18 protein-coding genes are annotated in these 25,792 nt (G+C 70.3%); 6 read left to right on the top strand and 12 right to left on the bottom strand.

From position 1 onward, the window contains the following. Window positions 1–7: 7 nt before the first annotated feature. Genes ACYVIP_RS43470 through ACYVIP_RS43460 form a run of 3 tightly spaced genes read right to left on the bottom strand, consistent with a single transcriptional unit; the run spans window position 8 to window position 2,714 of the window. Window positions 8–940 (bottom strand): DUF5996 family protein, encoded by a 933-nt coding sequence (locus ACYVIP_RS43470; protein WP_460406983.1) that lies wholly within the window; start codon window positions 938–940, stop codon window positions 8–10. 53 nt (window positions 941–993) lie between these two features. Then, window positions 994–2,163: a CU044_5270 family protein gene (locus ACYVIP_RS43465; protein ID WP_460406982.1), complete on the bottom strand. Its 1,170-nt coding sequence runs from the start codon at window positions 2,161–2,163 to the stop codon at window positions 994–996. Then, window positions 2,160–2,714 (bottom strand): RNA polymerase sigma factor, encoded by a 555-nt coding sequence (locus ACYVIP_RS43460; protein ID WP_460406981.1) that lies wholly within the window; start codon window positions 2,712–2,714, stop codon window positions 2,160–2,162. Before ACYVIP_RS43460 ends, ACYVIP_RS43465 begins: the two co-directional genes overlap by 4 nt. A gap of 110 nt (window positions 2,715–2,824) precedes the next feature. On the opposite strand from ACYVIP_RS43460, the gene ACYVIP_RS43455 reads away from it, so the two are divergent. Continuing rightward, window positions 2,825–4,435 (top strand): hypothetical protein, encoded by a 1,611-nt coding sequence (locus tag ACYVIP_RS43455; RefSeq protein ID WP_460406980.1) that lies wholly within the window; start codon window positions 2,825–2,827, stop codon window positions 4,433–4,435. 78 nt (window positions 4,436–4,513) lie between these two features. On the opposite strand, the gene ACYVIP_RS43450 is transcribed toward ACYVIP_RS43455, so the two are convergent. Then, a complete protein-coding gene (locus ACYVIP_RS43450; RefSeq protein ID WP_460406979.1) occupies window positions 4,514–6,523 on the bottom strand; it encodes an NB-ARC domain-containing protein in 2,010 nt (669 codons plus the stop codon). A 189-nt stretch (window positions 6,524–6,712) separates the two neighbouring features. On the opposite strand from ACYVIP_RS43450, the gene ACYVIP_RS43445 reads away from it, so the two are divergent. Both ACYVIP_RS43445 and ACYVIP_RS43440 read left to right on the top strand, forming a co-directional pair. Then, entirely contained in the window at window positions 6,713–6,841 is a 129-nt protein-coding gene (locus tag ACYVIP_RS43445) for a hypothetical protein (protein WP_460406978.1), read from the top strand. Window positions 6,842–6,902: 61 nt separating this feature from the next. Continuing rightward, window positions 6,903–7,484, top strand: coding sequence for a hypothetical protein (locus ACYVIP_RS43440; protein WP_460406977.1), 582 nt, complete (start codon window positions 6,903–6,905; stop codon window positions 7,482–7,484). A 508-nt stretch (window positions 7,485–7,992) separates the two neighbouring features. On the opposite strand, the gene ACYVIP_RS43435 is transcribed toward ACYVIP_RS43440, so the two are convergent. Continuing rightward, on the bottom strand, window positions 7,993–10,884 hold the full coding sequence (locus ACYVIP_RS43435) for an ATP-binding protein (RefSeq protein ID WP_460406976.1): 2,892 nt from the start codon (window positions 10,882–10,884) through the stop codon (window positions 7,993–7,995). A gap of 546 nt (window positions 10,885–11,430) precedes the next feature. On the opposite strand from ACYVIP_RS43435, the gene ACYVIP_RS43430 reads away from it, so the two are divergent. Continuing rightward, on the top strand, window positions 11,431–12,537 hold the full coding sequence (locus tag ACYVIP_RS43430; protein ID WP_460406975.1) for a PqqD family peptide modification chaperone: 1,107 nt from the start codon (window positions 11,431–11,433) through the stop codon (window positions 12,535–12,537). Here the strand turns inward: ACYVIP_RS43430 and ACYVIP_RS43425 are convergent. Both ACYVIP_RS43425 and ACYVIP_RS43420 read right to left on the bottom strand, forming a co-directional pair. Then, window positions 12,534–14,669, bottom strand: coding sequence for an ATP-binding protein (locus ACYVIP_RS43425; RefSeq protein ID WP_460406974.1), 2,136 nt, complete (start codon window positions 14,667–14,669; stop codon window positions 12,534–12,536). The genes ACYVIP_RS43430 and ACYVIP_RS43425 overlap by 4 nt on opposite strands. A gap of 115 nt (window positions 14,670–14,784) precedes the next feature. Next, window positions 14,785–15,126: a hypothetical protein gene (locus ACYVIP_RS43420; RefSeq protein WP_460406973.1), complete on the bottom strand. Its 342-nt coding sequence runs from the start codon at window positions 15,124–15,126 to the stop codon at window positions 14,785–14,787. 291 nt (window positions 15,127–15,417) lie between these two features. Here ACYVIP_RS43420 and ACYVIP_RS43415 point away from each other — a divergent pair, with 291 nt between their 5' ends. After that, window positions 15,418–16,803 (top strand): AbfB domain-containing protein, encoded by a 1,386-nt coding sequence (locus ACYVIP_RS43415; protein ID WP_460406972.1) that lies wholly within the window; start codon window positions 15,418–15,420, stop codon window positions 16,801–16,803. 17 nt (window positions 16,804–16,820) lie between these two features. Continuing rightward, a complete protein-coding gene (locus ACYVIP_RS43410) occupies window positions 16,821–19,571 on the top strand; it encodes a beta-L-arabinofuranosidase domain-containing protein (protein WP_460406971.1) in 2,751 nt (916 codons plus the stop codon). 73 nt (window positions 19,572–19,644) lie between these two features. Here the strand turns inward: ACYVIP_RS43410 and ACYVIP_RS43405 are convergent, their stop codons facing one another. The 5 genes from ACYVIP_RS43405 to ACYVIP_RS43385 all read right to left on the bottom strand — a co-directional run bounded on the left by ACYVIP_RS43405 (window position 19,645) and on the right by ACYVIP_RS43385 (window position 25,702). Next, window positions 19,645–20,463 (bottom strand): hypothetical protein, encoded by an 819-nt coding sequence (locus ACYVIP_RS43405; protein ID WP_460406970.1) that lies wholly within the window; start codon window positions 20,461–20,463, stop codon window positions 19,645–19,647. A 10-nt stretch (window positions 20,464–20,473) separates the two neighbouring features. After that, window positions 20,474–20,794 (bottom strand): hypothetical protein, encoded by a 321-nt coding sequence (locus tag ACYVIP_RS43400; protein WP_460406969.1) that lies wholly within the window; start codon window positions 20,792–20,794, stop codon window positions 20,474–20,476. A 23-nt stretch (window positions 20,795–20,817) separates the two neighbouring features. Then, window positions 20,818–21,540, bottom strand: a complete 723-nt coding sequence (locus tag ACYVIP_RS43395) for a hypothetical protein (protein WP_460406968.1) — start codon at window positions 21,538–21,540, stop codon at window positions 20,818–20,820. Window positions 21,541–21,649: 109 nt separating this feature from the next. Beyond that, on the bottom strand, window positions 21,650–23,389 hold the full coding sequence (locus ACYVIP_RS43390; RefSeq protein WP_460406967.1) for a golvesin C-terminal-like domain-containing protein: 1,740 nt from the start codon (window positions 23,387–23,389) through the stop codon (window positions 21,650–21,652). A 36-nt stretch (window positions 23,390–23,425) separates the two neighbouring features. Then, the gene (locus ACYVIP_RS43385; RefSeq protein WP_460406966.1) at window positions 23,426–25,702 is read right to left on the bottom strand and encodes an ATP-binding protein; all 2,277 of its coding nucleotides are present in this window, start codon (window positions 25,700–25,702) and stop codon (window positions 23,426–23,428) included. Between the last annotated feature and the right edge of the window lie 90 nt (window positions 25,703–25,792).

Raw genomic sequence — 25,792 nt, 5'->3', positions numbered from 1 at the left:
CGTTCGGCTACCGGCGCTGGCCGTGCCAGCGTGCCGGGTCGACCTCCAGCGCGGCGCGGTCCCAGCCACCGTGGTCGGCGGCGGCCGCGTAGGTGGTCTGCAGGAACCGCAGCAGCTCGCGGTCGGGGTTCGCCGCGGTGCGCACCGCCTCGTAGGGCAGCAGGAACTGGCCGTTCTCCTTGCTGTAGGCGGCGGCGTCGGGGGCGACCTGATGGTCGGCGAACCCCGCCGGCTCGGGGTAGGCGTAGGCGTAGAACGCGCCCTCGTCGCCGCCGCCCGGCCAGAAGCCACAGCTGCTCAGCTCCCGCGAGTAGCCCTCCACCATGACCCAGTCGCCGCAGTTGGGCGCGCCGCCGGGATGGGCAGGCGCCGGCCTGCCGGAGAACCGGGTGCACGCCAGGTCCATGGCGCCCCAGAAGAAGTGCACCGGGCTGACCTTGCCGGCGTAACTCGACCGGAACTCCCCCAGCACCCGGTTGGCCTGCAGCAACTGCCGCCAGAACAGCCCCGCGGCGGCCGAGTCGTAGGAGCGGTGCTCGTGGTCCTCGGCGAACGGGATCGCCGGCTCGACCTCGTTCGGGCGCGGCGTGATCGCGGCCTCGATCCCCAGCTCGGCCAGCGCCGCCACCGTCCTGGCGTAGAAGTCGGCCACCGACATCGGCACCAGCGGCACGTCGCGGCTGGCGCCGTCGCTGTGCCGGATGCCGAGCCGGTGCTCGACGAAGTCGAACTCCAGGTCGAAGGAGCCCGTCCCGTGCGGGATCGCCGAGGTCGTCAGGCCCCGGGCGGTGACGTAGAGCGTGACCTGCCACCAGTGGTTCACCAGCGGCGCGTACTGGAGCCGGACCTTGCCGACGATCTGGGTCCACATGTGCAGGGTGTCCCTGGTCGCCGTCCAGTCATCGACCCGCAGGCTGGGCCACCCCTTGTCGGTCACCATCCGCGGAGGGTACCCCGGACCCGGCACCGCACACCTGGTGCCGGGTCCGGCGCTCACTTCCCTGTGCCGTAACCGAACTCGTCGGTCCCGGCGGGCAGCACCGGGTCGGCGTCCACCCAGCCGACCTGTTCGACGGTCTCGGCGTGGACCACGGTGCCGACCGGCAGCCGCCGCCGCTCGCTGCCCGGCTCGAGCAGCACCAGGCGCCACTCCCGCAGCGAACCGGTGTCCGGGTCGATGACCACCTGCCACTCGAGCAGGGCGTTCTCCACGGTGTAGCTCCAGCCCATGCGCACCGCACGGGCGACACCGACCGACCCGTCTGGCAGCTCACCGCCGTCCATGACGCGGAACCCGGGCAGGTCGGCGAGCATCCGGTAGGCGGCGGCCCTGGTCCCCGGCGTCGTCGGCACGGTGCCGCTGAGCAGGGTGTCGGCCTCCCACATGAGCCACTCGGTCTCGTCGGTAGGGCCACCTGTCGGCGGCTGGGTGTGGAACCGGTCCAGCAGCAGTGCCCGCAACCGTGCCGGATCGGTCGGCAGCGTGAGCACCTCGCTGACCGGTGTCTGTACGCCACCGATGGCGTGGGTCTGCTCGCCGGCCATCCAGATCGCGGACGGCGGCACGGTGGACGGCATCGGCGGCGCCGGTGGCGCGTCCGGCGCCGGTGACGCGTCCGGGATGCCCACCGGGTTGCCTGCCCGGTCCCACTCGGCCTGGTCCCGGTCGGTCAGCGCGCGGGTGGTGAGACCGAGTTGGTCGACGGTGACGCTCAGCTCGGCCCCGGTGCGCGAGACCCACGACGCCGCGTCGCTCTCGGTGGTCACCAGGTACTCGTCGTGGTCCTTACCCGGCCACATCAGGTTGATGTCCGTGACGTGCCTGCGGACATGCCAGTAGCGGCCGGGTGCCGGGGTCGCCTCCTTCGCCGCGGCGTCGGCGACGGCCAGCAGTACCTGCTGGGGTGTCCTGACCGGGCCCGGATCGTCGGCGGCGGTGGTCAACGCGAAGATCATCGCCGCCACGAGCACACCGGCCGTCGCCAGAGTGGCCACCGGCAGGCGGCGGGTGCCCACTCGCCGGGTGGTCGCCACCTGCTGGGGCTGGTCGAGGATGGCGCGCAGGTCCCGTTCGCGGCGAGCGGGGTCGTGCGGGTCGTCGGGGTTGGGCAGGAACGGCGGCCTGGTGCCCGCGAGCGGGTCCCGCCTGGTGCGTGCGTTCACAGGATCTCCTGGGTCAGTTCGTCTGGTCGGCGCTCGTGGGCCTTGGCCGGCGGGGGCATGGCCGGCGGGGGCATGGCCGCCAGCAGCCGGCGGCGCGCTCGGTGCAGCCGGACCAGCAGGGTCGCCGGCCGGCAGCCGAGGACCGCGGCCGCCTCCCGGTTGGTCAGCCCATGCCAGGCCAGCAGGGTGAGTAACTCGCGGTCGTCGTCGGTCAGCTCCGCCAACGCCCGCAACGCCGTCGCCCGCTCGGCGACGTCCTCGGCGATGTCGTCGACGGTGTCCCCGGCCAGCGCGCCGAGTTCGGCGCACAACGTGCGCAGCCGCTGGTCTGCCCGGTGCCGCTCGCGGATCAGGTTCCGTGCGATGCCGAACAACCATGGCAGTTCCCTGGACGGCGCGTCCGCCAACCGACGCCACGCGATCAGGAACGTCTCGCTGACGATCTCCTCGGCGCTCGCCCGGTCCAGATAACCGAGTGCGTAGCCCAGCAGGCGGAAATAGCTCTCGTCGTACATCCGCCGGAGCCGGTTCTCGGCATCGATCGCGACCACCCCTTCCCTCGTGTTCGGTGGGTTCACCAGGTAGTGGTCCGCGCGGCGCGATTCTTACCCAACCGCCACGAACGCGACGGCGACCGGGAGCCGGTTCCTAGACTGTGCCGGTGTCGGGGTGGGCGACGGTGGCGGCGGTGCGGACCGTGCTCGTGGTCGTGCGTTCGCCGGTCGCGCTCAACCGGTTGCTGGACATCCTGCCGGTGTTCGACGGGGACACCCGGGTGCAGCTGGTGTTCACCGTGGACCACGGTTCGCGGTTCGCCGTCGGGCTCGGGGCGCGGTTGGTCGCGGCGGGCGCCCGGCTGATCTCCTGGGAGGAGGCGGTCGCCGGGTCGTTCGACCTGGCGTTGGCCGCGAGCGACAACGGTGACCTGCACCGGCTGACGACGCGGCTGGTGCTGTTCCCCCACGGCGTCGGCTACCAGCGGTTCGCCGCGCACGAGCGGGGCGCGGTGTCCGGGCTGCGGCGATCGACGCTGGTGCGCGACGACCGGATCGTGCCGAACAGGATCGTGGTCAGCCACCCGAGCCAACTGGACGTGGTGCGCGCCGTGGAACCTCGGCTGTTGCCAAGGGTGGTGGTGGCCGGCGACCCGTGTTTCGACCGGATCCGGCTCAGCGCGCCGCGCCGCGACCGCTACTCGCCCGCCTTCGACGCGCGCGGGCGACAGCTGGTGGTGCTGTGCTCCACCTGGGGACGGCACTCACTGTTCGGCCGGCAGCCCGACCTGCCGGCCAGGGTGGTCGCCGAGCTGGACGCCGACCACTACCGCACCGCGCTGGTGCTGCACCCCAACGTGTGGTCCAGGCACGGCGCGCGCCAGGTCCAGGCCTGGTTGCGGCCCGCGCTGGACGCCGGGCTGGTGCTCGTCCCGCCCGACGACGGCTGGCGCGCCGCCCTGATCGCCGCCGACCTGGTCGTCTCCGATCACGGCTCGCTCACCAGTTACGCGGCGGGCGCGGGCGTGTCGGTGCTGCTCGCCGAGGACGGCGGGCCGGAGGTCGTGCCCGGCTCACCCGGCGACCTGCTCCGCCAGCGGCTGCCCCGGCTGCGGCGGGACACCTCGCTGCGCGACCAGATCGCCTTCGCCGCCAGCCAGGACGTCGCGGTGCCCGACATCGTGGAAACGCTGTTCGCCCACCAGGGGCGGTCCCTCGAACGGCTGCGCGGCCTGCTCTACGGGACGTTGCCGCTGACCCCGCCCCCGCTGCCCGTGCGGCTGCGCCCGGTACCCGTGCCCGAGCTCACGGCGGTGACCCCGACGGTGTACGCGGTGCGCTCGCGGGTGGGTCAGCCGAGGGCGGACCTGGCCGAGGTCACCCTGCACCGGTTCCCGGCGGTCACCTACGACGAGGACCAGCCCCACCCCCGCCACCTGGCCGCGAACGACGCCGAACTCGACCCCGGCTGGACCGAGCGCGCGGCGGTCGTGTGGCGCGACGGCCAGCACCCCTCGGTCGCGCTCGCCCACGCGTGGGCGACCGGCACCCTCGACCGGCTGCCGGCGGTCCGGGTGGTGGTCACCGCGATCCGGGACCGCGCACTGCTCGTGGTGCTGCGCGACGGCCGCGAGCTGCTCGCGGTGGGCACGACGAACGCCGCGGTGGTCGGCTCGGCGGTGTGGTGCTGCGCGGTGCACGGCGTGGCGCTGGACCGGTTGCGACGCCTCGACATCACCGCCGGCACCACCACCACGGTCCACCTGCACCCCCGCTGACCAGCATGCCCTGAATGAGGCATTGGCGACGGTCAACGTCCTGAATGAGGCATTCAAGGCGGTTGGCCTTCTGGGGGGTCAGGCGGTGATCACCTTGGCCGCCAGGGGGCTGCCCATTCGTTCGAGGAGTTGGACCGCGCGGGCCCGGTGTTCGGCCGCGTCGGCGCCGCCGAGGTCGGCGAGGGTGATCAGCGCGTCGACCGCGTCCGCGGTGGTGCCGTGGTCGACGGCGAGGTCCACCGCGGCCAGCAGGGCGCGGTCGGCCTCGGCTGCGCGGCCCGCGCGGGCGAGCACGGCGCCGGTGGCCGCGAGGATCTTGGGCAACAGCACGGCCGCCGATCCGCCGGTGACGAGATCCCGGGCGGCGGCGAACATGTCCAACGCCTCGTCGAACCGATCGAGCCGACCGAGCGCCCGGCCGACGAGCATGCTCTGCAACGCCGTGCCACGCACCAGACCGAGCCGGCGGTTGACCGCGAGCGCCCGCTGGAACCAGCCCAACGCGACGGCGGCGTCGCCCTGTCGCAGGTACAGGTTGCCGGTGAAGTCGTAGGTGGCGGCGGCGAACCGCTCCGCTCCGTCGGCCACCAACCGCCGGGCGATGGTCAGCTCGGCGTGTGCCTCGTCGAAGCGTTCCAGCTCCTGATAGGCCTTCGCCAGCAGGCAACGGCACCGCGACTCGGTCTCGGCGTGCCCGGTCATGGACGCCGACCGCACGGCGATGGTGCCGGCCCGCACCCAGGACGAGAGCGGTTTGCGGGTCTTGTAGAGCGCGAACAGCGCCTCGAACAACCGGCACACCTCGGCATGCCAGCCCTCCTCCTCGGCCGCTTCCATGGCGGCCAGGAGGTTGGCGTGTTCGCGGTCGAGCCAGTCGACGCCCGCGGCCGCCGACACCCCGGCCGGCCGCTCACCCCGCACCGACTCCGCATCGGGCACCCGCAGCCGATCGGGGTCGGCCGCCAGGTCGGCGGCCATCGCGCCGAACAGCCACCACCGCACCGCCCGCCGGCGCCAGCCGCGGCGCACCTCGAGGTCGTCCTCGTCGGCCGACCGGTGCAGCGCGTGCTCCCGCACCATCCGGTGCAGGCGAAAGGTGTCCAGGCCGGCCTCCTCGACGAGCCCAACCTGAACCAGGTCGTCCACATCGGCCCGCGCCGCCCTGACCGACCGCGCGCTCGCCGCGGCGAGCAGCTCGATGCCGAAGTGGACACCGACCATGGTGCCCAGCGACCGGTAGAGCCGGCGCAGCGGTTCCCGCAGTTCGCCGTAGACGAGGTCGAAGGTGGCGAACACCTTCGCCTTGACCGTCCGGCCGTCGGCGTCCCCGACCTCCTCCAGCAACCTGGCCACCGGCCACGACCGGTGCGCGGCCAGGCGGGCGCCGGCGACCCCGATCGCCAACGGCAGCCCGTCGAAGGCGGCGACCAACGCGCGCGCGCTCTCGGGATCCTCAGCGATCCGCTGGTCACCACAGATCGCGTCAAGCAACCGGACACCGTGCTCGACCGACAGCGAACGCAACGGGACCGGCACCGCGCCGTCGGCGTAGAGCCCCTCGAACACCCGGTTGCCGGCGGCGAGCACCATGCTGCCCGGCGAGTTCGGCAGCAGCGCCGACACCTGTTCGTCGTCGGTCACGTCGTCGAGCAGGACGAGCAACCGCAACCCGGCGCTCATCGACCGGTACATCGCGACCCGCCGCTCGGTGGTGGACGGGATGTGCTGCTCCGGCATACCGAGGCCGACCAGGAACGTCGCCGCCGCCTCCCCCGGCGCCCGCTCCTGGGGCCCGAAGGTCACCGACAGCACCCCGTCCGGGAACAGGTCGCCCGCCGTCGCCGCGAACTGGCGCAGCAACGCGGTCTTGCCGACGCCCTGCATGCCGTGCACCGTGACCACCTCGGGCCGGGCCAGCCGCACCGCCGTTGCCCGTTCGCGCAACAACGCAAGCTGGTCGTCCCGGTTCACGAACGCCGACGGCGGCGGATCGGCCTGCGCGGGCACCACCGGCCGTGGCGACGGTTCGACGAACGTGACCGACCCGATGTGCGCCGCCTGCACGACATTGCGCGCCGTCCCCGACATCTCGTTATGCCGAGCCACCTCATCCACGACTGCTGACCCCCGGATGGCGTGTTGTGGCCCATCACACTACGTGAATCGCGGTCGTCCGTGTCGTGGTTGGCGCCTTGCTGATCCGGCCGAGCTGCCCCGATCCTCGGCGGGTCGAGATCGGGCGGCCGTCCGGAGAGGGGATCTCAGGGGTGTACCGGGGTGGCGGGGATCTGTCTGGTCGGCGGGTCGAGCCGGATCCCGCTGGTGGCCAGGCTGGTCACGCAGCGGTTGGGGATCAAGCCGGTGGTGCCCGACCAGCCGGCGGCCGTACTCGCGGTCGTGAACTGACGCGCGGCGGGTGAGTCGATGCTGGTGTCACTGAAGCACCGACAGCCCGATCTGGCGGCTGGTGGGCGAGTTGCCGGGCTGCCGCGAGCTGTCCAACGTGCTGGACTCCTCGACGCTGATGGCCGACGGGTACTGGATGCTGGTCGGCTGCTTCCGCGGCGGGGACCTGGAACATCTGCACGAGACGACACCGGACGGCCTGGGACACGCGGTGAACCTCGGCGGGATCGCGCTCGACCAGGTCGGGACCGTTGGCAGCGCCAATCACCCGCCGGTGAACCTGCTGATGACCGACGAGACCCCGTATCTGGTCCGAGGCGACCAGGAGCGCAGTAACGGCGTGGTCGCGCGGGCCCTCGGCGGTGGCGGGCGGCCGTGGCAACACGCGTTGACCGACGTCTCCGAGGTACGCCTGCTGGCCGCCGACGATGACGCCGTGATCGCGTTGGCCATCACGCCGGGACCGGCCACACTGCACACCATCCACGACGCGAACCGGGCAACGCCCGGTCAGGAACTGGATCCCGCCGCGTCCGAGAAACTGCCCAACGCGGACCAGGCGACCAGGGTCGGGGACTATCTCGTGTGCGCCTTCGACAGCCTGGAGGACACAACAATCGGCGTGCTGCGCGCGGAGGACTAGGCCAAGCAGCGCGATTATGGGGACGAGGAGCCGAGTTCCACCCGGACCAGCGATAGCTGATACCGGCTGGCCGAAGAACCGGAAAAACGGGTTAGCCGATTGATTCCGGAAACGGTTCGCGAGAAGGTAGCCGTGGTGGGCAACTCCCACTCGGCACTCGTCACCTGGCAGCCTCCTAGTTGTACGGCATATGTGACGCCGCGGCCGTGGCGGCACCCATGACCGCAACAGTCACAACCGAGCTCAGCAAGACGCTCATCCTCGCGATCCACTTTCGCATTGTTTCCCTCCTTTCTTGATCGAGATCGCCACCCTACACACGATCGATACCCCACGTTCAGGTAGGTCATCACCAGGCGACAACGCCACAGAAAAGCCCGCAGCCAGGCCTTATTGACCTTGACTACGGGCTGGATCGCGACGAAACAGGAACCCGACGGGCGGTTACCCAGGTACCACAACAGAAACTTCACCCGATGGGGTGAAGTTTCTGTTCAAAATTATGCTCTCAGTAGTTCAGCTCACCGGTCTCGGATGATCCGAGTTGGGCATCGCTCGGCCGAGCCTCCGGGATGACGACCTGGCTCGGCGACAGCTCACGAACCCGATCGTGCAGACTGGCCACGCGACTCAGGTTCCCCATGCGGTGGTACAGGTCGATCGCGCCCCGCCATGCCGAAACGGCGGCCTCAACCTCACCGCTGGCATGGCGCAGCGCGCCCAACACGGCCAGCGCCTGCGCCTCAACCGGCAGATTTCCCGATTGCCGGCAGAGATCGAGCGCGAGCCGGATCGTGGTCAGCCCGCTGCCCGTTCGCCCTCGGGCAAAGTCGAGTTCCGCGAGCGCGACACACGCCTGCGCGATTGCTGGTTTGTCCGGTATTTCCTCCGCCAGTCGGCGAGCATGTCCTAGATGCATCGCCGCGCCGGAACTATCGCCGGTGTCGATCAACAGGTGTCCGAGTTGGGTAAGCACGGCCGCGTGCGCCGAATTCTCATCAATGCGTTCAGCGATCCGCCGCGCCTCGGACAGCTGGATATACGACTCCTCATGCCGGTCGATTACGCGCAAAGCCTCACCAATTCGACATTGGTACCAACACCTGCCTTCGTCATCGTCATTCTGATCAGCAATGGACAGCCCCTTTCGCCACAGCCTCAGCGCCGCCGCCGGGTCTCCACGCAGCATTTCCAGCCTACCGAGATGATGCAGCGCGGCCGACCTGCCCCGAATCAAATTATCTTCAGTAGCGATTCGCAACGCCACCTCGAGATCACGCCGCGCGCCACCCAGTTCTCCGAGATGCAACTGGTTCATCGCGAAACCGATCAGTGCCGACGTCCGACCCTCGCGATCGCCGGTGACAGCGGTTGCCTCGAGAATCAGTCCTCTGATTCTCATGCTGTCCCGATACGCGCCCATTCTGTCACAGAACGTGGCGGCCGGCTCACCCAGTTGATAGGTGTAGCCACAGTGGCCGTTGTGCACAGAATAGACAACGATTGCGATGAGATTCTGTCGTTCCTGATAGAACCAGGACTGCGCGTGCGCACGAGTCGAGAACTCGATCGAGCGTAGACTTAGCCCGACTGTTGCCGGCGGCGGAATATAGGCGGCAAAGGACGCCTTTGCGGCGTTGGTGACGGTCGCCGCGTAGTAGCGGATCATGCGCTCGGCGGCCGCGTGCCGGTGCTCGGCGGATTCTTCTGTCTCAGCGCAGAACAGCGCGAACTCGGCCAGTAGGTCGTGCAGTCGATATCTCCCGAGCGCCGGCTGTTCGACGAGATGCGCGTCCACCAACTTGGCCAGGCTCCACGACGTCTCCTGGTCGCCACGATCGTCACCGGCGCGGAGCGCGCCGATGTCGATGTCGGGACCGGGATGCAGGCCGATCAGCCGGAACAGCCGACGTGCCGGCTCGTCCAGCGCGTCGTAGGACTGCGCGAACAACCCACCGACGTTGACCGTGCCGTCCTGGTCGCCGAGATCCACGACCAACTGGCGCGCGGTCAGCTGGCTGGCGAACTCGATGATCGCCTCGGGCGGGCAGGTCGCCGCGTACGCCGTGGCGACACTGATCGCCACCGGGAGACCACCGCAGCGCTCCACGAGCCTGGCCCGGTCGGCGGCGGCGAGCTGTCGCTGCTCGCCCAACTGGATCGACAGCAGGTCATCCGCTTCCGCCGCCGTCATGCGGCCCACCGCGACGCGCCGCGCACCGACGGTGGTGCCCAACGTCGTCAGCCTGAGCCGGCTGGTGACGATGACCTGGCTGTTGGCCATCCGCGGCACGAGATCGCGGACGTGCTCGTTGTCCCGGACGTTGTCCAGAATCACCAGCGTCGGTCGCTCGGCCAGCAGTCTGCTCAACAGCAGCACTTTGGCGCGCGGGTTGGACATCTGGTCCGGTGCGTGTCCCAGCGCGATCAGGAAGTCGTCGACGACCAGGACCGGATCGACGACCGATCGGTCAGAGAAGCCACTGAGGTTCGCGAACAGCACACCGCCGGGGAACCGGTGCCGGACCTGGTGTGCCCAGTGGATCACCAGGGCCGTCTTGCCGACACCTGGCGGTCCGTGGACGATCACCACGCCCCTGGCGGGTTCGTCGGTCGCGGATGTCAGCTCACGCAACGATTCGAGCAGGTCGACCCGTCCGACGAAGTCGACATCCTGCTGCAGCAGGTCGGGCGTCAGCCGACTCGGGGGCCTGGATCCGTTGCCGGACAACGTAATCGGCGCAGCGGCGTCGATGTGTTGGCGGATCAGGTCGTGCTGGCGAAGGAGTTCGTCCGCCGCGTCGATCTCGTCGTTCTCCAACAGGTGGTGCCGTGCCTGCTGCACGTAGCTCAGCGCGTCCCGTTGCCGGCCAACCGCGTAGAGCGCCTTGACCCGCTGCACCGCCAGCCGATAGTGCCCACGGTGCTCGAACGGAAGATTATCCAGGCGGTTCAACACATCCTGGCTCCTGCCGAGCCCGTCGAGCGCACGCAGCAGCACATCGTAGGCCGGCACCCAGATAGCGGACTCGGCCTGCCACCGCCGATATTCGGCCGGCTCGCCATGCAGGTCGGCGAACGGCTGAGGGGTCCACAGCTGGCCAGCTTGTCTCAGCAGCTGATACGCGTCCCCGTATTCACCGGCCTCGAGTAGTTCCCCGCCGCGTTCGACCGCTCCCTGCAACCACCAGTAGTCAATCTCCTCGCGGTCGACGTCCAATCGCAGGGTGCCGCTCTTGTTGCGTACGTCCAGCTCCGGATCCAGTTGCCGCAGACCCTTCCGGACGTGCCCGACATAGCGTTGGAACGTATCCGGGTTCACTGGTCCATCATCCGGTGGCCATACCCATCGGGTGATCGACTCGAACGACATCGCCTGGCCTGGGTGCAGCAACAGCACCGCGAGGATCCCCCGCGGTTTGGCATGTGGCCAATCGCCGTTCGGATTGTCTCGAATGCGTAACGCTGTTGGCCCGAGAATGCAGAATCTGTGTTCCACCAGCGCAACCCTTCGCTGGAACCCATTCCCCAACAAGGAGTGAGTGTGCGGTCACTTCCTGGAAACGACCCAGCGCACCGACCTTTCGAAATCGTTCCGTTACCGTACGGGTAATTCGATCATCGATGTGCGCGTCGACCGGCCAGCAATGTCCAGGCAATGTCCGCGCAGTGTCCGCTTCCTGTCCTCTCCGCCGGCGACCGGCGTGGACGGGCGTTCATCCAGTTGGTCGAACGGTGTCGGGATTCTGTCCTGGTCACTGTCCCGGATTCGTCCTACCCGCCGGGAGATGCTGGATACCGTCGGCCACCGCAGGCCGGCAACCGAGTTGGGGGGAGGTGGCCCGCGATGATCGAGTTCATCGAGTCCGACCGTCGGATGATGTTCTGCACCAAGGAGAACGACGACGCGTAGTTTTCGGTAAGACCGTAGGATGAGGAGATTTCCATGTTTCGCCCAATGATCAAGTTGGCACATCGGCCCGTGCGGCACGGCGAGGACCAGGTCCAGATCGGCGGGAACGTCCCCGGCATCCGGGCACGGATCTGGGACCCGGACGGGTGGGTGTGGGCGCTGCTGGAAACCCTCGACGGCACGCGGACGGTGGACCAGGTCGTCGCCGAGCTGGTCCACCGGTTCCCGGACGCCCCGGCGGCCGAGATTCGCGCCGAGACCCTCCGCGATCTCGAAGCGCTGACCATGGCGGGGTTCGTCGAGAACGCCGACGAGCCTGTGCCGACAACGTTGACCGCCAGGGAACAGGAGCGCTACAGCCGCTGCCGCGCACTGTGGCGGTGGATGGCGCGCCGACCCCAGCGATCGAGCTGGGACACCCAACTGCTGCTGCGCCAGGCCAGGGTCGCCGTGGTCGGCGTCGGCGGCACCGGCAGCACCGCCGCGCTGAGCCTCGCCATGTCCGGTGTCGGCGAACTGCACTGCGTGGAACCGGATCTGGTCGAGCTGTCGAACCTGAGCCGCCAGGTGCTCTACACCGAGCAGGACGTCGGCGAGCGGAAGGTCGACGTGGCCGTGCGCCGGTTGCGCGAACACAACTCCGACATCGCCATCACCGGCGAGGCGCTGACCGTCACCGGGTCACGGTCCCTGGTCGAGCTGGCCGCCCGGTTCGACGTCCTGGTGCTGGCCGCCGACCAGCCGGGAGAGATCCGGTCCTGGACCAACCGCGCCTGCCACGCGACCGGCACCCCGTGGGTCCACGGCGGCTACCACGGCCCGCAGGTCAACATCGGGCTGTACCGCCCGGGCACCGGACCGTGCTACGACTGCCTGTGCGCCGAGGACCGGGAACGCCGGGCGCCACGCGCCCCGGCGGCGCGGAAGCGACCCACCCAGGCGAGCAACGCGGTGTCGGCCGGTGTCTCCGGACAGCTCGCCGCGCACGCCGCGATGACGCTGGTCACCGGGGTACCCCAGCTGCCGGTGAACCGCGAGTACGCCGTCAACCTGGTCACCCTCGACGGCGCGGTGGTACTCGCCGTCGAGGCACCGCGACCGGACTGCCCGACCTGCGGCCACCACCAGGCCACCGGTTAGGTGTCCGGCTCTTCGGCGGCCATGGCCGTCAGCTCGGCCAGCCGCCCCCTGGCCTGCCGGGCGCGGGGATCCTCCAGGTCGTCGAGCAGACCGATCGCGGCGCGCGTGGTCGACATCGCGGCCGGCCAGTCACGCAGGTGTTCCTGGGACACCGCCAGCGCCAACACCGTCTGCACCAGATCCCGCCCGGTGTAGCGCAGCACCCGGTAGGACTCGATCGCCTGCTGGAACAGGGAGATCGCGGTGTCGTGCCGGCCAAGTCCCTGCCAGGCCAGTCCCGCGTCGCAGAGCGCGCCCGCCTCACCGACCTGATCGCCGGCCTGGCGGCGCAGCACGAGTTCCTGCTCGGCGTAGGCCAGGGCCTGGTCGAACTCGCCCAGGTCGGTACAGATCGCGCTCAGGTTGCACAGCGCGACGGCTTCCGACCTGGTCAGTCCCGCCTCCCTGGCCACCGCCGCCGACCGCCGGTAGTACTCCCCCGCCTCGCTCAGCCGCCGCTGGCCCCGCCGGACCCGGCCAAGCCCCGACAGCCCGGACACCAGGCGGGCCGGGTCGGCCAACTCCTCGGCGAGGGTCAGTGCCCTGGTGACGGCCACGTCGGCGTCGTCCCACCGGTCCAGATGCCCCAACGTGCCCGCGCGCATGCTCAGCAGCAGCGCCTCCAGCACCCGGTGGCCGGCGGCGCCGGCCGACGCCGTGCCCGCTTCGGTCGCCTCCAGATGCAGGGCATACCAGGCCCGGCCGCCCGAGGTCAGGAACCGGCACGCCACGGCGAGGGCCATGGCCTGGTCGTGCAGCCCACGGGCGTTCGCGCCGCGCGCCGCGGCCACCAGGTTGGCGTGCTCGGCATGGAGCCAGGCTCTGGCCTGCTCCCGATCGGCGAACGCGGCCTCGACGTCCACCGGCCCGACCACGGCCGGCACGGTCCCGGCCATCTCCGGGAACGCGGTCTGGTCCGCGTGCCACGCGGTTCGCGCGTACCAGGACAACATCCTGGCCACCGCGGCGTCGCGGTCGCCCGGAGGCTCGTCGAGCTCGACGCGGTGCGCGGCGTGGGCGTGCATCAGGTCGTGCATGCGGAAACGCCGGCGGGCGACCGGTTCGATGAGGTGCAGCTCCGCCAACGCCGCCAGACACCGGTACGCCGCACCGGAACCCAGCCCGGCGAGCGCGGCGGCCGCGGCGACCCCGAACTCGGGGCTCGGATGGAGGCCGAGGCGCCGGAAGACCATCGCCTGCTGGTCGGTCAGCCGCTCGTAGGACCAGTCGAACACCGCGCGCACCGCGCTGCCGACATCGTTACCCCACAACGTGTCCTCCGCTCGCCGGTGCTGGTCGCCGGTGATCTCGGCGACCACGTCCGCGATGTCGACGTGGGGGTGGGCGGCCACCCTGGTCGCCGCGACCCGCACCGCCAGCGGCAGCCCGCCACACACCGCGAGCAGCTCGGCCGCCGCGTCGAGCTCGGCGTCGATCCGTTCCGTGCCAAGGATCTCGCGCAACAGCGCGGTCGACTCGGCCGTGCTGAACACATCCAGGGGGACCCGATGCGCCGCCTCCGCGATGACCAACTCCGTGAGACCGCCGCGACTGGTCACCACCGCCATACAGCCGGGCGCTCCCGGCAACAACGGCCGCACCTGCTCGGCGTCCACGGCGTTGTCCAGCACCACCAACACCCGCCGCTCGGCCAGCACCGACCGGTACAACCCCACCCGCGCCTCGAACTCCGCCGGCACCTGGGTCTCGGCCAAGCCCAACGCGGGCAGGAACAACGCCAACACCATCGCCGGGTCCAGCGGCGGACTCGGCCCGAAACCGCGCAGGTTCACAAACAGCGTGCCGCCGGGAAACCGGCGCTGCGCCCGGTGCGCCCACTTCACGACCAGCGTGGTCTTTCCCGCACCACCAACACCATCGATCACCGCGACGACCACCGTGGCCGCCGGATCTCCCGCGCTGGCAAGCACTTCGTCCAGTGCCGCCAGTTCGCGGTCACGACCGGTGAAATCGCGCACCGCGGACGGCAACTGCCGAGGAACGGGTACCTCCCGCCCGGGTAAGATCACCTGGTGAATCGTGCCGGCCTGCACCACCGCGCCGGCGACACTTCCACTGATCTCATTCCCCACACTCTCCCGCTCCACCAACCCAGTGTGTGGTCATACCTATCGGACCGCAACACTGTTGTCCCTTTCATTTGGCAGGGAACGCAATCTTATCGGTCCTATGTAGACAGATCGAAACTCAGAACCTGACCCCGCCCTGGATGTCGCGCGCCTGCACGATCTTGCCGGTAACGTTTCCCGAGATCTGGTTGACCACGCCGCCACTTTCGGCCTTGGTGACGGTCTCCTGCCACCGTTCCCGGATTTCGGCAGCGAACTCCGGGTCCGAGCGCTCCACGGCCGCGAGCTGCTCACTCAGCGCCTCGACCTCGGGCGAGTCGGGCTCGGCCCCCTGCGCGGCGTTCAGCGCGGTTTCGGCGGTGTCCTTTCCCTGAAACTTTCGCTTCACCAGTTCGTAGAGCGCCCCCGCACCCTTGCTCGCCAACGCCGCCGCGATCGACACCAGTACCGGTTCCGGCATGATCCACCCCTTCTTCGACCCGTCAGGCCACCGTAACAAACCACCGCCAGGAATTGCCGTGGCCGGCCAGCACGACAGCGACTGGACGCGATGAATCCCCGAACCGCTTCATCCACAGTGGACTATCGGCCGGACGGGCGAACCGTGACACGCCGGGGGCCCAGGGCAAAGTCGGGGTTGAGTGACCGACGTCTCTTCTGTTAGCGTTAACACATCACGTCCCCCCGGGTCGCAACGTGACACCTGTGTGCTTTCGATATTCATTGTTAGCGATCACATTGGATGGGAGCCATGAGTACCTGGCGACGAGCGTCGACCCTGGTCATCAGCCTGTGCGTCGCGGTCGGCATGGCCGTCGTGGTCAACGCGCCGCCGGCGGCGTCGGCCACGAACACCGCCTACGTGATGACCTATTTCACCGAATCACCCCAGATGGTGGGGGCCAACTATGGCCTGCACCTCGCGGTGAGCCAGGACGGGAGCAACTGGACGCCGCTGAACGCCAACAACCCGGTGGCCACGCCGACGGCCGGCACGCTCGGCCTACGCGACCCGTTCGTGTTCCGCAAGCAGGACGGCACGTTCGTCGTGCTGGCGACCGACCTCAACGGCACCGACTTCACCCAGAACAGCCAGTACCTGCACGTGTGGGACTCCACGGACCTGACGAGCTTCACCGGGTACCGGCGGATCAGGATGCACACGCTGAACACGCACACCTGGGCGCCGACCGCGTTCTGGGACGCGGCGCGCGGCCAGTACGGGATCGTCTACTCGGCCAACAACGGCAGCGACGTGTTCCTGGTGAACTACACCACCGACTTCCTCACGGTGAGCTCGCCGCAGGTGTTCTTCAGCCCGGGTTTCGGCGTGCTGGACGGGGACATCGTCGTCGACGGCGCCACGACCTACCTCTACTACAAGAACCTGGCGACCGGCCTGCTGCACGGGGCGCGGTCCGCGACCGGCGCGCCGAACAGCTTCACCACCTACACCAGCGGACTGCGGCAGGGAAACGGCATCGAGGCGCCGCTGCTGGTCAGGAACAACGACGGCACCGGGTGGCGGCTGTGGGGTGACTCGTACAGTCCGATCAACAACGACTACTACTCCTGGACGAGCACCAACATCGGCGCCAACGCCTGGACGGTGGCCAACCAGCGCGACTACACCCCGCCGCTGAACGCCAAGCACGGTTCGATCACCGGCATCACCTCGGCCGAGTACAGCGCGCTGGTCTCCCGCTGGGGCACGCCGAACTGGACGCGGCTCAAGTCCTCCAACTACCCCGACCGGTTCGTCCGGCACGCGGACTACGCCGCGCGGCTGGACACCTACCCGCTCGAGCCGTACCAGGATCAGTTGTGGCGCATGGTTCCCGGCCTGGCCGACGGCGCGGGCGTGTCGTTCGAGGCGGTGAACTATCCCGGCCAGTTCCTGCGGCACTACAACCAGGAGGTGCGGCTCGCGGCCGACGACGGCACGGCCACCTTCCGCGCCGACACCACCTTCTACCGCACCGCTGGCCTCGCCGACGCCGGCTGGTCGTCGTTCCGCTCGTACAACTACCCGACGTACTACCTGCGCCACACCGGTTTCCTGCTGCGCATCGACGCGCTCAGTTCGTCATCCAGCGCGAGCGACCGGCAGGACGCCACCTTCCGGCTCACCCCGTGACGAACCTGGAGTCCACAATGGAACCATCCCGTCTCAGCCGCCGCCGGCTGCTGCAGGCCGCCGGTGTGGTGGCCGTCGCCGGCGGCGTGCCGGCGGTCGGCGCCGGCGCCGGCGCCGGCGCCGCGGTCGCCGAGATCCCGCCGGTCCGCGAGGACATCGGGGTGTCGGCCTACCCGTTCCCGCTCGAGCAGGTCCGGCTGACCGCGAGCCGCTGGCTGGACAACCAGAACCGCACGCTCACGTACCTGCGGTTCATCGACGCCGACCGGCTGCTGTACAGCTTCCGCGCCAACCACCGGCTCTCGACCGGAGGCGCGGCGGCCTGCGGGGGCTGGGAGGCGCCCAACTTCGAGTTCCGCGGCCACAGCCAGGGCCACTTCCTCACCGCGTGGGCCCAGGCGTGGGCGGTGCTCGGCGACACCACCTGCCGGGACAAGGCCAACTACCTGGTCGCCGAACTGGCCAAGTGCCAGGCGAACAACGCCGCCGCCGGGTTCAACACCGGTTACCTGTCCGGGTTCCCGGAGTCCGATCTGAACACCGTGGAAACGGGTGTGCGCAAGGGAGTGCCCTACTACTGTCTGCACAAGACATTGGCCGGGCTGCTCGACGTGTGGCGGTATCTCGGCAACATCCAGGCGCGCGACGTGCTGCTGCGGTTCGCCGGCTGGGTCGACTGGCGCACCGGCCGACTGAGCCGCGAGCAGATGCAGACCACGCTACGGGTCGAGTTCGGTGGCATGGGCGCGGTACTGACCGACCTGTGCCAGCAGACCGGCGATCAGCGCTGGCTGACCGTGGCGCAGCGGTTCGACCACGCCGCGGTCCTCGATCCGTTGGCCGCCAACCAGGACCAGCTCAACGGGCTGCACGCCAACACCCAGGTGCCCAAGTGGGTCGGCGCCGCCCGCGAGTACAAGGCGAGCGGCACCACCCGCTACCGCGACATCGCCGCCAACGCCTGGCAGCTCACCGTGGACGCGCACACCTACGTGATCGGCGGCAACAGCCAGGCAGAGCACTTCCGCGCGCCACACGCCATCGCGGGCTTCCTGGCCAGCGACGCGGCCGAGTCCTGCAACACCTACAACATGCTGAAGCTGACCAGGGAACTGTGGCTGCTGGACCCGAACCGGGTGGCCTACTTCGACTTCTACGAGCGCGCGCTGCTCAACCAGATGCTCGGCCAACAGAACCCGGCCAACAGCCACGGGCACGTCTGTTACTTCACCGCCCTCAACCCGGGCGGGCGGCGGGGTCAGACCGGGCCGGCGGTCGGCGGCGGCAGCTTCAGCACCGACTACAACTCGTTCTGGTGCTGCCAGGGCACGGGGTTGGAGACCAACACCAAGCTGGCCGACTCCATCTACTTCTTCAACGACTCCACGCTGACCGTGAACCTGTTCATCCCGTCGGTGCTCACCTGGGCCGACCGCGGGATCACCGTCACCCAGACCACGACCTACCCGGCCAGCGACACCACGAACCTCACCGTCACCGGCACCGTGGCCGGCACGTGGACGATGCGCGTCCGGATCCCGGCGTGGACCAGCGGCGCGACCGTCAGCGTCAACGGTGTGGCGCAGGACATCGCCACGACACCGGGCACCTACGCCAGCATCAACCGGGGATGGACCGCGGGCGACCAGGTGACCGTCCGGCTGCCGATGCGGGTGATCATGCGCGCGGCCAACGACAACACCGGGGTCTCCGCGATCACCTACGGCCCGGCGGTGCTGTCCGGCAACTACGGCAACAGCACGCTCACCGCCCTGCCCACCCTCGACGTCGGGTCGATCACCCGGACGAGCACCACGACGTTGTCGTTCACCGCGTCGGCAGGCGGCACGACGGTCCCGCTGGGGCCCTTCCACGACGCGCACGGGCACAACTACACGGTGTACTGGCGAGCGCCCGGCGACGGCGGCGGGAACTCCACGCCTGGCCACCGGTTGGTCAACGCCGCCAGCGGACTCGTCCTCGGCGTGCGCGACATGTCCACAGCCGACGGTGGACAGGCGTTGCAGTGGAGCGACACCGGCACGCCCGACCACAACTGGGAGCTGGTGCCCGACGGCGCGGCCGTACGACTGCGCAACCTCAACAGCGGCAAGGTGCTCGGCGTGGAGAACATGTCGACCGCCGACGGCGCCAACGTCCTGCAGTGGGCCGACAACGGCACCGCCGACCACCGGTGGACCATCACCGACCTCGGCGACGGCACGCACACCATCCGCAACGTCCACAGTGGCAAGCCGCTCGGCATCCAGGGCGGCTCGACCGCCGAGGGCGCGCAGGCCGTGCAGGACGCCGACAACGGCAGCGCGGACAACCGGTGGCGGTTCGCCCCGGTCGGCACCCGACGGCTGCGCAACCAGGCCAGCGGGCTGGTGCTCGGCGTCCGTGACATGTCCACAGCGGACGGTGCGCTGGTCATCCAGTTGACCGACACCGGCACCGCGGACCACCTGTGGACCGCGGTGATCGACACCGGCGGCTACCTGCGGCTGCGCAACGCCAACAGCGGCAAGGTGCTCGGGGTGGAGAACATGGGCACGGCCAACGGATCGCGGGTCGTGCAGTGGGCCGACAACGGCACCGCCGACCACCGCTGGCGGCTGCGCCACGGTGGCGGCGACCTGTTCCGGATCCAGTGCGCGAACGGCGGCCGGGTCCTCGGCGTCACCGACGCGTCCACCGCGGCCGGCGCGCAGATCGTGCTGTGGGACGACAACGGCACCAGCGACCACCTCTGGCGCTTCGGCTGACGGTCAGTGCCGGTGAGCCCCGACCGGAGATCGGACTCACCGGCGCTGCCGTCGACCGCGCCCGGACGGGTGATCAGGCCTTGGACATCTCCCACGGCGCGTTCTTGCCGTGGTTGCCCCGGTGGCTGGAGTCGGAGACGTCACTGGTCATCCTGGGCCACTCGTTCTCCCCCGACGACAGGTTCTTCGGGTACGCGCCGTTGGTCTGGATGACCTGGTCCAGATCCTTGAACGCGGGCAGCACGGTCGAGGCGACGAACGCCTCGAGCACGCCGATGGCCGCGGCGACCAGCCCGGCCACCTTCGCCACCGAGATGCCGGCGGCCGGGACGGTGGCCGGCGTCGCGGCGCCTTCGGAGGCCACCGTGGCACCGGCCTCCGCGATGATCTCGGAGATGAACGACACGATGGCCGCGGCGATCGCGAGCCACGCGACGCCGATCGCGACCGCGAGCTTGCCGAGCGCGTCATCGACCGCGTCCGTGGCCGCCTTCACCGCGGCGAGCGCCTTGCCCTGCGGGCCGAGCGACCGCTTGTACTGGCTGGCCGCGGTGCCGTCCCATTCGGCGCCGGTGGGCATGGCGCTCTCGGTGAAGTTCCCCTCCATCCCGCTCACGGTGCCGACGGAGTTGGTCCACGTGCTACCGGTGTTCCACAGCGTCCACGGCTGTCCCGGCTGGGTGAGGAACTTCCTGAGCTCCGCCTCGACCTCCATCAACTTGGCATACATCCAGCTCAGCAGTTCCGTGAGTTTTCCGTACGCCCAGGGGACCCATTTCTTGACCCAGCCCTCGACGCCCTGAACGAACTTCTGGAACTCGGACTTGAACGTCTCGAAGCCCTCGTTGATCTTGCGGATGATCTCGTCGATCTCTTCTTGAGTCAGTGGCATGACGGGTCCCTCACCAGACGTCGTTCATACGGTGGACGCCGGCCTGCTCCTCGGCGTCGTAGGTCGCGGCCGCGGCCCGCAGTTGCCCGGCAACGGCGGTGGAGTACTCGCCGCCGGAGGTCAGCAGCCGCTGCAGCTTCTGCTGCAACTCCGTGTACTGCGCGGTGATCCCGCACTTGTCGGCGACATAGGAGATCGCGGCCGCGTCCAGCGTCAGCCCGGCCGCGACACCACCCGCCGTGGTCAGCTCGTTCCCACACGCCTCCCATACCTTGGCGTCCCCTTCGAGCGCGTCGAGCGCCGCCTTGTACTGCTCCGGGGTCGGTGCCATGATCCAGCTCCCCTGTTCTGTTCTCAGCGATTGATTCCGAAGAGTGTGTTGACGAATTCCTGCGGGTTCTCGGTGAGTTTCCGCAGTTCGTCGATCGCGCTGTTCGCCCGGCGGCGCGGGGCGGCGTCGTCCAGGTTCCGGTAGGCCTCGGCGAACGCGTCGCGCAGTTCGGCCGCGATCTCCCGCTCGTTCGCGGTGGCGATCCACGACGTGTCGGTCTCGATCTCCACCCGCACCACCCGCTGGCCGTCCATGCCGACCACGACGTGCCCGCCTTCGCTGCGGCCCTTGGTGATCGGTCGGCGCGGCGCGGCGGCGAGCGCCTCGGCGCGCCTCAGTTCGGCCGAGGACTCCTCGCTCGCCCGGTGGATGAGCGTGAGGACCTGGTCGAGCATCACCCGCGGCGGGTTGATCTGGAACGGCGCGGACACCGGCGGCGACGCGGGCACCTCGACGGCCGGCAGCGTCGCGTCCGCCTCGGTGATCCGCTCGGCCCAGTCCGACACCCTGGCCGTCTCCGCGTTGCCGGCCGCCTCCAGGGTGGCCGCGGCGAGCAACCGGAGGTCGCCGGCGCGGAACTTGTCCCGGTCGATCGTCACGTCGACGACCCGGCCGTCCGTGTCGACCACCACGGCCACCGTCTCGGTCGCGTCCTGTCCCGCGTACCGCGCGTCCGGATTCCGGCCGGTGTCCAGCACCGTGCCCATCCGCTCGGCCTCGCCAACGAGCTGGCGCAACTCGTCCACCCCGACCTCCCCATTTCTCGACAGCGAACCTGTGACCGCAGCCGAGTTACATCGGTTCAATAATTGTCACAGGTATTTGCTGACGCGAATCAGGGACGGTCGGGCGGGCCTACGCGGGCCGCAGCAGGATCGCGTCGGCCACCACGTACCCGTCGGCGTCGTCGCTGATCAGCACGTGATCGCCGGTGCCCATGGGGAACGTGCCGAGCCGGTGCCAGACGCCGCCGCCGGCGCGCTGGTTGACCCGCACCGTCGCGCTGCCCCTGGCATGGGTGACCGTGTACGGCGCGTTCGTGGCCTGGGCGGGCGCGGAGAACCACCAGGCGAACACGTCGTAGGAACGCGTCCTGGTCAGCCGGGGCGTGAACCGCAGGGAGGCCTCGCCGGTTCCCGGCCCCTTGTAACGCACCGCCGTGCCGAACACCCCCGGCCCGTTCACCGCCGGACCGCCCACCGTCCACGAGCCCGTGACGACGACCCCGCGATCGCTGTTGGCCACCACGATCTGCTCGGCGGCGTTGGTCGTGCGCAGCGCGTCGTGGTGGGCGAGCCACTTGGTCAGCCAGGACTCGGCGGCCCTGGCGGCCACCCACTCCTCGCGGCCGGCATAGGTGTCCTCGCCGGCACTCCGGTAGGTACTGCCGTCGCTCGGCACGCCGCCGGCCAGCGGTCGTTGTTGCATGTCCAGCACCCGCTGCGCGTGCAGCCGCTCCCAGGTGACCGCCCGGCCGGGGACGGCGGTGTCCAGGCCGAAGGCGCCGACCATGACGTCGAGCTCGGCGAAGTGCGCCCGGCGCGCGGTGCCCCAGTCGTTGCCCTGTGGGTAGTACACGTCGTCGGTGCCGTGGACGTACATGGTGCCGGTCGGGTTCGCGGCCGCCGGCGGCCGGAACCCCGGGCTGTTCGGACAGGGCGGCGCGGGGGCCGGCCACCACCGCCTGGCCACCAGGCTCTGGTAAAGCACCGTGGCGCCGCGCAGCGCGTTGCCCGGGATGCGCCTGCGGGCCAGCCCGTAGATCAGCCCGCCGCTGATCATCTCGCTCAGCGTGGTCACGTAGTCCGGGTGGTAGATGCTGTGGTTGACCAGCCCGCCGTCGTCGTCGATGTTGGTGCCCTCGAGCCAGTCGCCGAGCGGCCGGCCCCGGGTGCGCTGTTTCGCGGCGAGGTCGGCCGGCCGCGCGAACGCGCCGATGCTCAGCTCGTTGGCCTTGTACGCCCAGCCGGCGCGCCTGCTGTGCCGGGGCATCATCACCACGGCGAGGAACAGCAACCGCGAGTTCCACGCGTTCTCCTCGGCCTTGGTGTCCCCGCAGGCGCCGTTGAAGCCGCCAGCGCGGTTGCGCCAGTAGGGCACCGGCCAGCCGATGAACCGGTTGGCCTCGAACTCCACCATGCGGCGCACGTACTCGCGGTCGGCCGCCGGCAGGTCGGCCCACAGCAGCCAGCCCGCGTTGCCGGCCAGCGCCGCCCACAGCGCGGTCTGCCAGTCGTAGCCCCAGCCGCCCTCGGTGTTCACCCGGTGGCGGAAGGCCAGCGAGCCGACCAGCCGGACGGTGAGCGCCCTGGCGGTCCGCTCGTCGACGCCGGTCACCGCCGCGTCGTAGCCGCCGGTGGCCAGCGCCACGGCCAGCGCGTACGCCTCGCTCGCGGCCGGCCGGATGCTGTGCTCGGCGATGCCGCCGAAGTCCAGGTGGTCACCGGTCTGCGCGTCGAAGTTCTTGACCTCGTGGTACCAGGTGGTCACCGCGTACCTGGTGGCATTGGCCAGGATCGACCTGATCCGCGCCGCGTCGGCGTCGGTCGGCCGGCCATTGGTGAACTGGCTCCTGTCGAACGGTCGCACCCGCATGACATCCTCAGCTCCTCACCTACGTGGTTGCCGCCCTCACTCGTCGAGGGCGGCGAGTCGTCGCCGCAACCGGCCGGCGTCGTCGTCGCGTTGTTGGGCCCGGTACAGCTCAAGGGCCTCCCGCCACGCCGTGCGGGCCTGCTCGGGGCGGCCGAGGGCGAGGTGCGCCTCGCCGAGCCCGTCGAGACTGTTGGCCAGCTCGTAGCTGTAGCCGAGGTCGCGCAGCAGCGTCAGCGCGTGGGCGTAGTGCTCGACGGCCTGCTCGTGCTGGCCCGTGTGGTGGGCGATGTAGGCCAGGCTGTCCAGCGCGTAGGACTCGCCGTCGGGGTTGTCGTGGCGGCGGTGCAGGGTGAGCGCGGCCGCGCAGTGCTCGTGGGCCCGCGCGTACTCCCCGAGCCGGGCGGCTTGCCAACCCATCTCGTTGAGCGCCTCGGCCTCCCACACCGCGTTGTCCAGGGCGCGGTAGCCGGTGAAGGCCTGGGTGGCCTCGGCCAGCGCCCGCACGTGGTCCCCCCGCTGCCCCCAGGCCCGCGCGAGCAGCCGGTGGGTGTGCGCCTGGTTGGTGTGGTCGTGGTGTTCCTCGGCCAACGCGAGGGACTGCCGTAGCTGGTCGATGGACTCGTCGTGCCGGCCGACCTCGGCGTAGGCGTAGCCAAGGACCCGGTGCGCGCGGATCCGGGCGGCCCAGTCGGCGAGCTGGTCGGCGGCGGCCAGGCCGGTCAGCCAGACGGCGAGCCGGTCGTGGGCGCGGCCCCGCCGGTCGTGGTAAGTGCCGAGGGTCCAGGCCAGCTGCCACACCGTCTGGTGCCAGTGCCGGGCGGCCGCGGTGTGCTGGGCGGCCAGCACACCGGAATGCTCGGCGTCCAGCCAGGCCAGCGCGGTGGCGTGGTCGGTGAGCGGTTCTGGCTGACAGCCCGGCGCCGGTGGGTCGAGCCGGACGGGCGGGCGGTGCGGGTCGAGCAGCCGGTCGGCCGCGTGCGCGGTGTGCAGGAAGAAGTCGACCACCCGGCGCAGCGCCATGGTCAGCTCCTCGGCGGGCAGCCGCTGGTCGACGGTGTCGGTGGCGTAGCGGCGGATCAGGTCGTGCATCGCGTACCGGCCGCGCCCGTCCCGGTTCACCAGGGACACCTTCTCCAGTTCCCGCAACAGTTTTCTCGCCTGCGGGAGTGGCTGGCCGACGAGGCTGGCGGCCGCGGCCGCGGTGAGGTCCGCGCCGGGCGCGATGGCCAGCAGCCCGAACATCGTCTGCTGGTCGGCGCTCAGCGCCCGGTAGGTCCAGGACAGCGCCGCGGGCAGGCTGGCCGCCGGGTCGTCGTCGGCCAGCGCCGCGAGCCCGGCCTCCCGCAGCTCGGCGGCGACCTCGGCGAGCGGGACGGTGGGGAAGATGCTGGCGCGGCCGGCGATGATGCCCAACGCGAGCGGCAGGCCGCCGCACAGGCCGACGAGCTCGGCGACCGCCGCCGGCTCGGCGGCCACCCGGTCGACGCCCACCCGCCTGGCCAGCAGGGCGTGCGCCTCATCGGCACTGAGCATGTCCAGGGACAGGGGGTGTGCGCTGTGCCGGGTGATCAATCCGGTCAGCGTCCGGCGGCTGGTGACCAGCACCGTGCAGGAGTCCCCGCCGGGCAGCAGCGGCACGACCTGCTCGGCGTCGGCGGCGTTGTCCAGCAGGATCAGCATCCGCTTGCCGGCGACCCGGCTGCGGTACAGCGCGGTCTGGGCCGGCAGGTCGACCGGGACCCGGCCGGCCGGCACGCCGAGGCCGTCGAGGAACCCGCGCAGCGCGACGCCCACGGGCAGCGGCTCGCTGTCCTGGCTGAAGCCACGCAGGTCGGCGAACAGGTGCCCGTCGGGAAACTCGGCCAGGTGCTGGTGGGCCCAGTGCAGGGCCAGCCAGGTCTTGCCCACTCCCCCGCCGCCGCCGACCACGACCGTCCCGCCGGGGGTGCCGGCCGCGGCCGAGAGCACGGCCAGCTCGCGGTGCCGGCCGACGAACGCCCCCGGCTGGGCCGGTAGTTGCCGGGGCACCGGTTCGCCGCCGGCATCAGCCACCCCGTCGGCTACCTCGTCAGCTACCTCGTCGGCCACCTCGGTGTGCATCGCGGCGGCGAGCAGTTCGTCGCGATCGGCCGGGCGCAGGCCGAGGGCGTCGGCCAGCAGGCGCATGGTCACCATTCTGGGGTCGGTTCGCTCGCCGGTCTCGAACCCCCGGATCGTGCGCACGCCGACCCCTGACCGGTCCGCCAACTGCTCCTGGGTCATCCCCGCCTGTCGCCGAAGCTGCCGCAGCAGCACGTTGAACTGACCTGTCACCTGGCGCCTTTCGATCCCATCCGCTGTGCGGTATCCCTACGCTAACGTGCATATCGGCTACCACTGACCGGTGCTCAGCTGACACTCCGT

Source organism: Actinophytocola sediminis, assembly GCF_054779715.1.
This window is presented reverse-complemented; position numbering and strand designations above follow the sequence as displayed.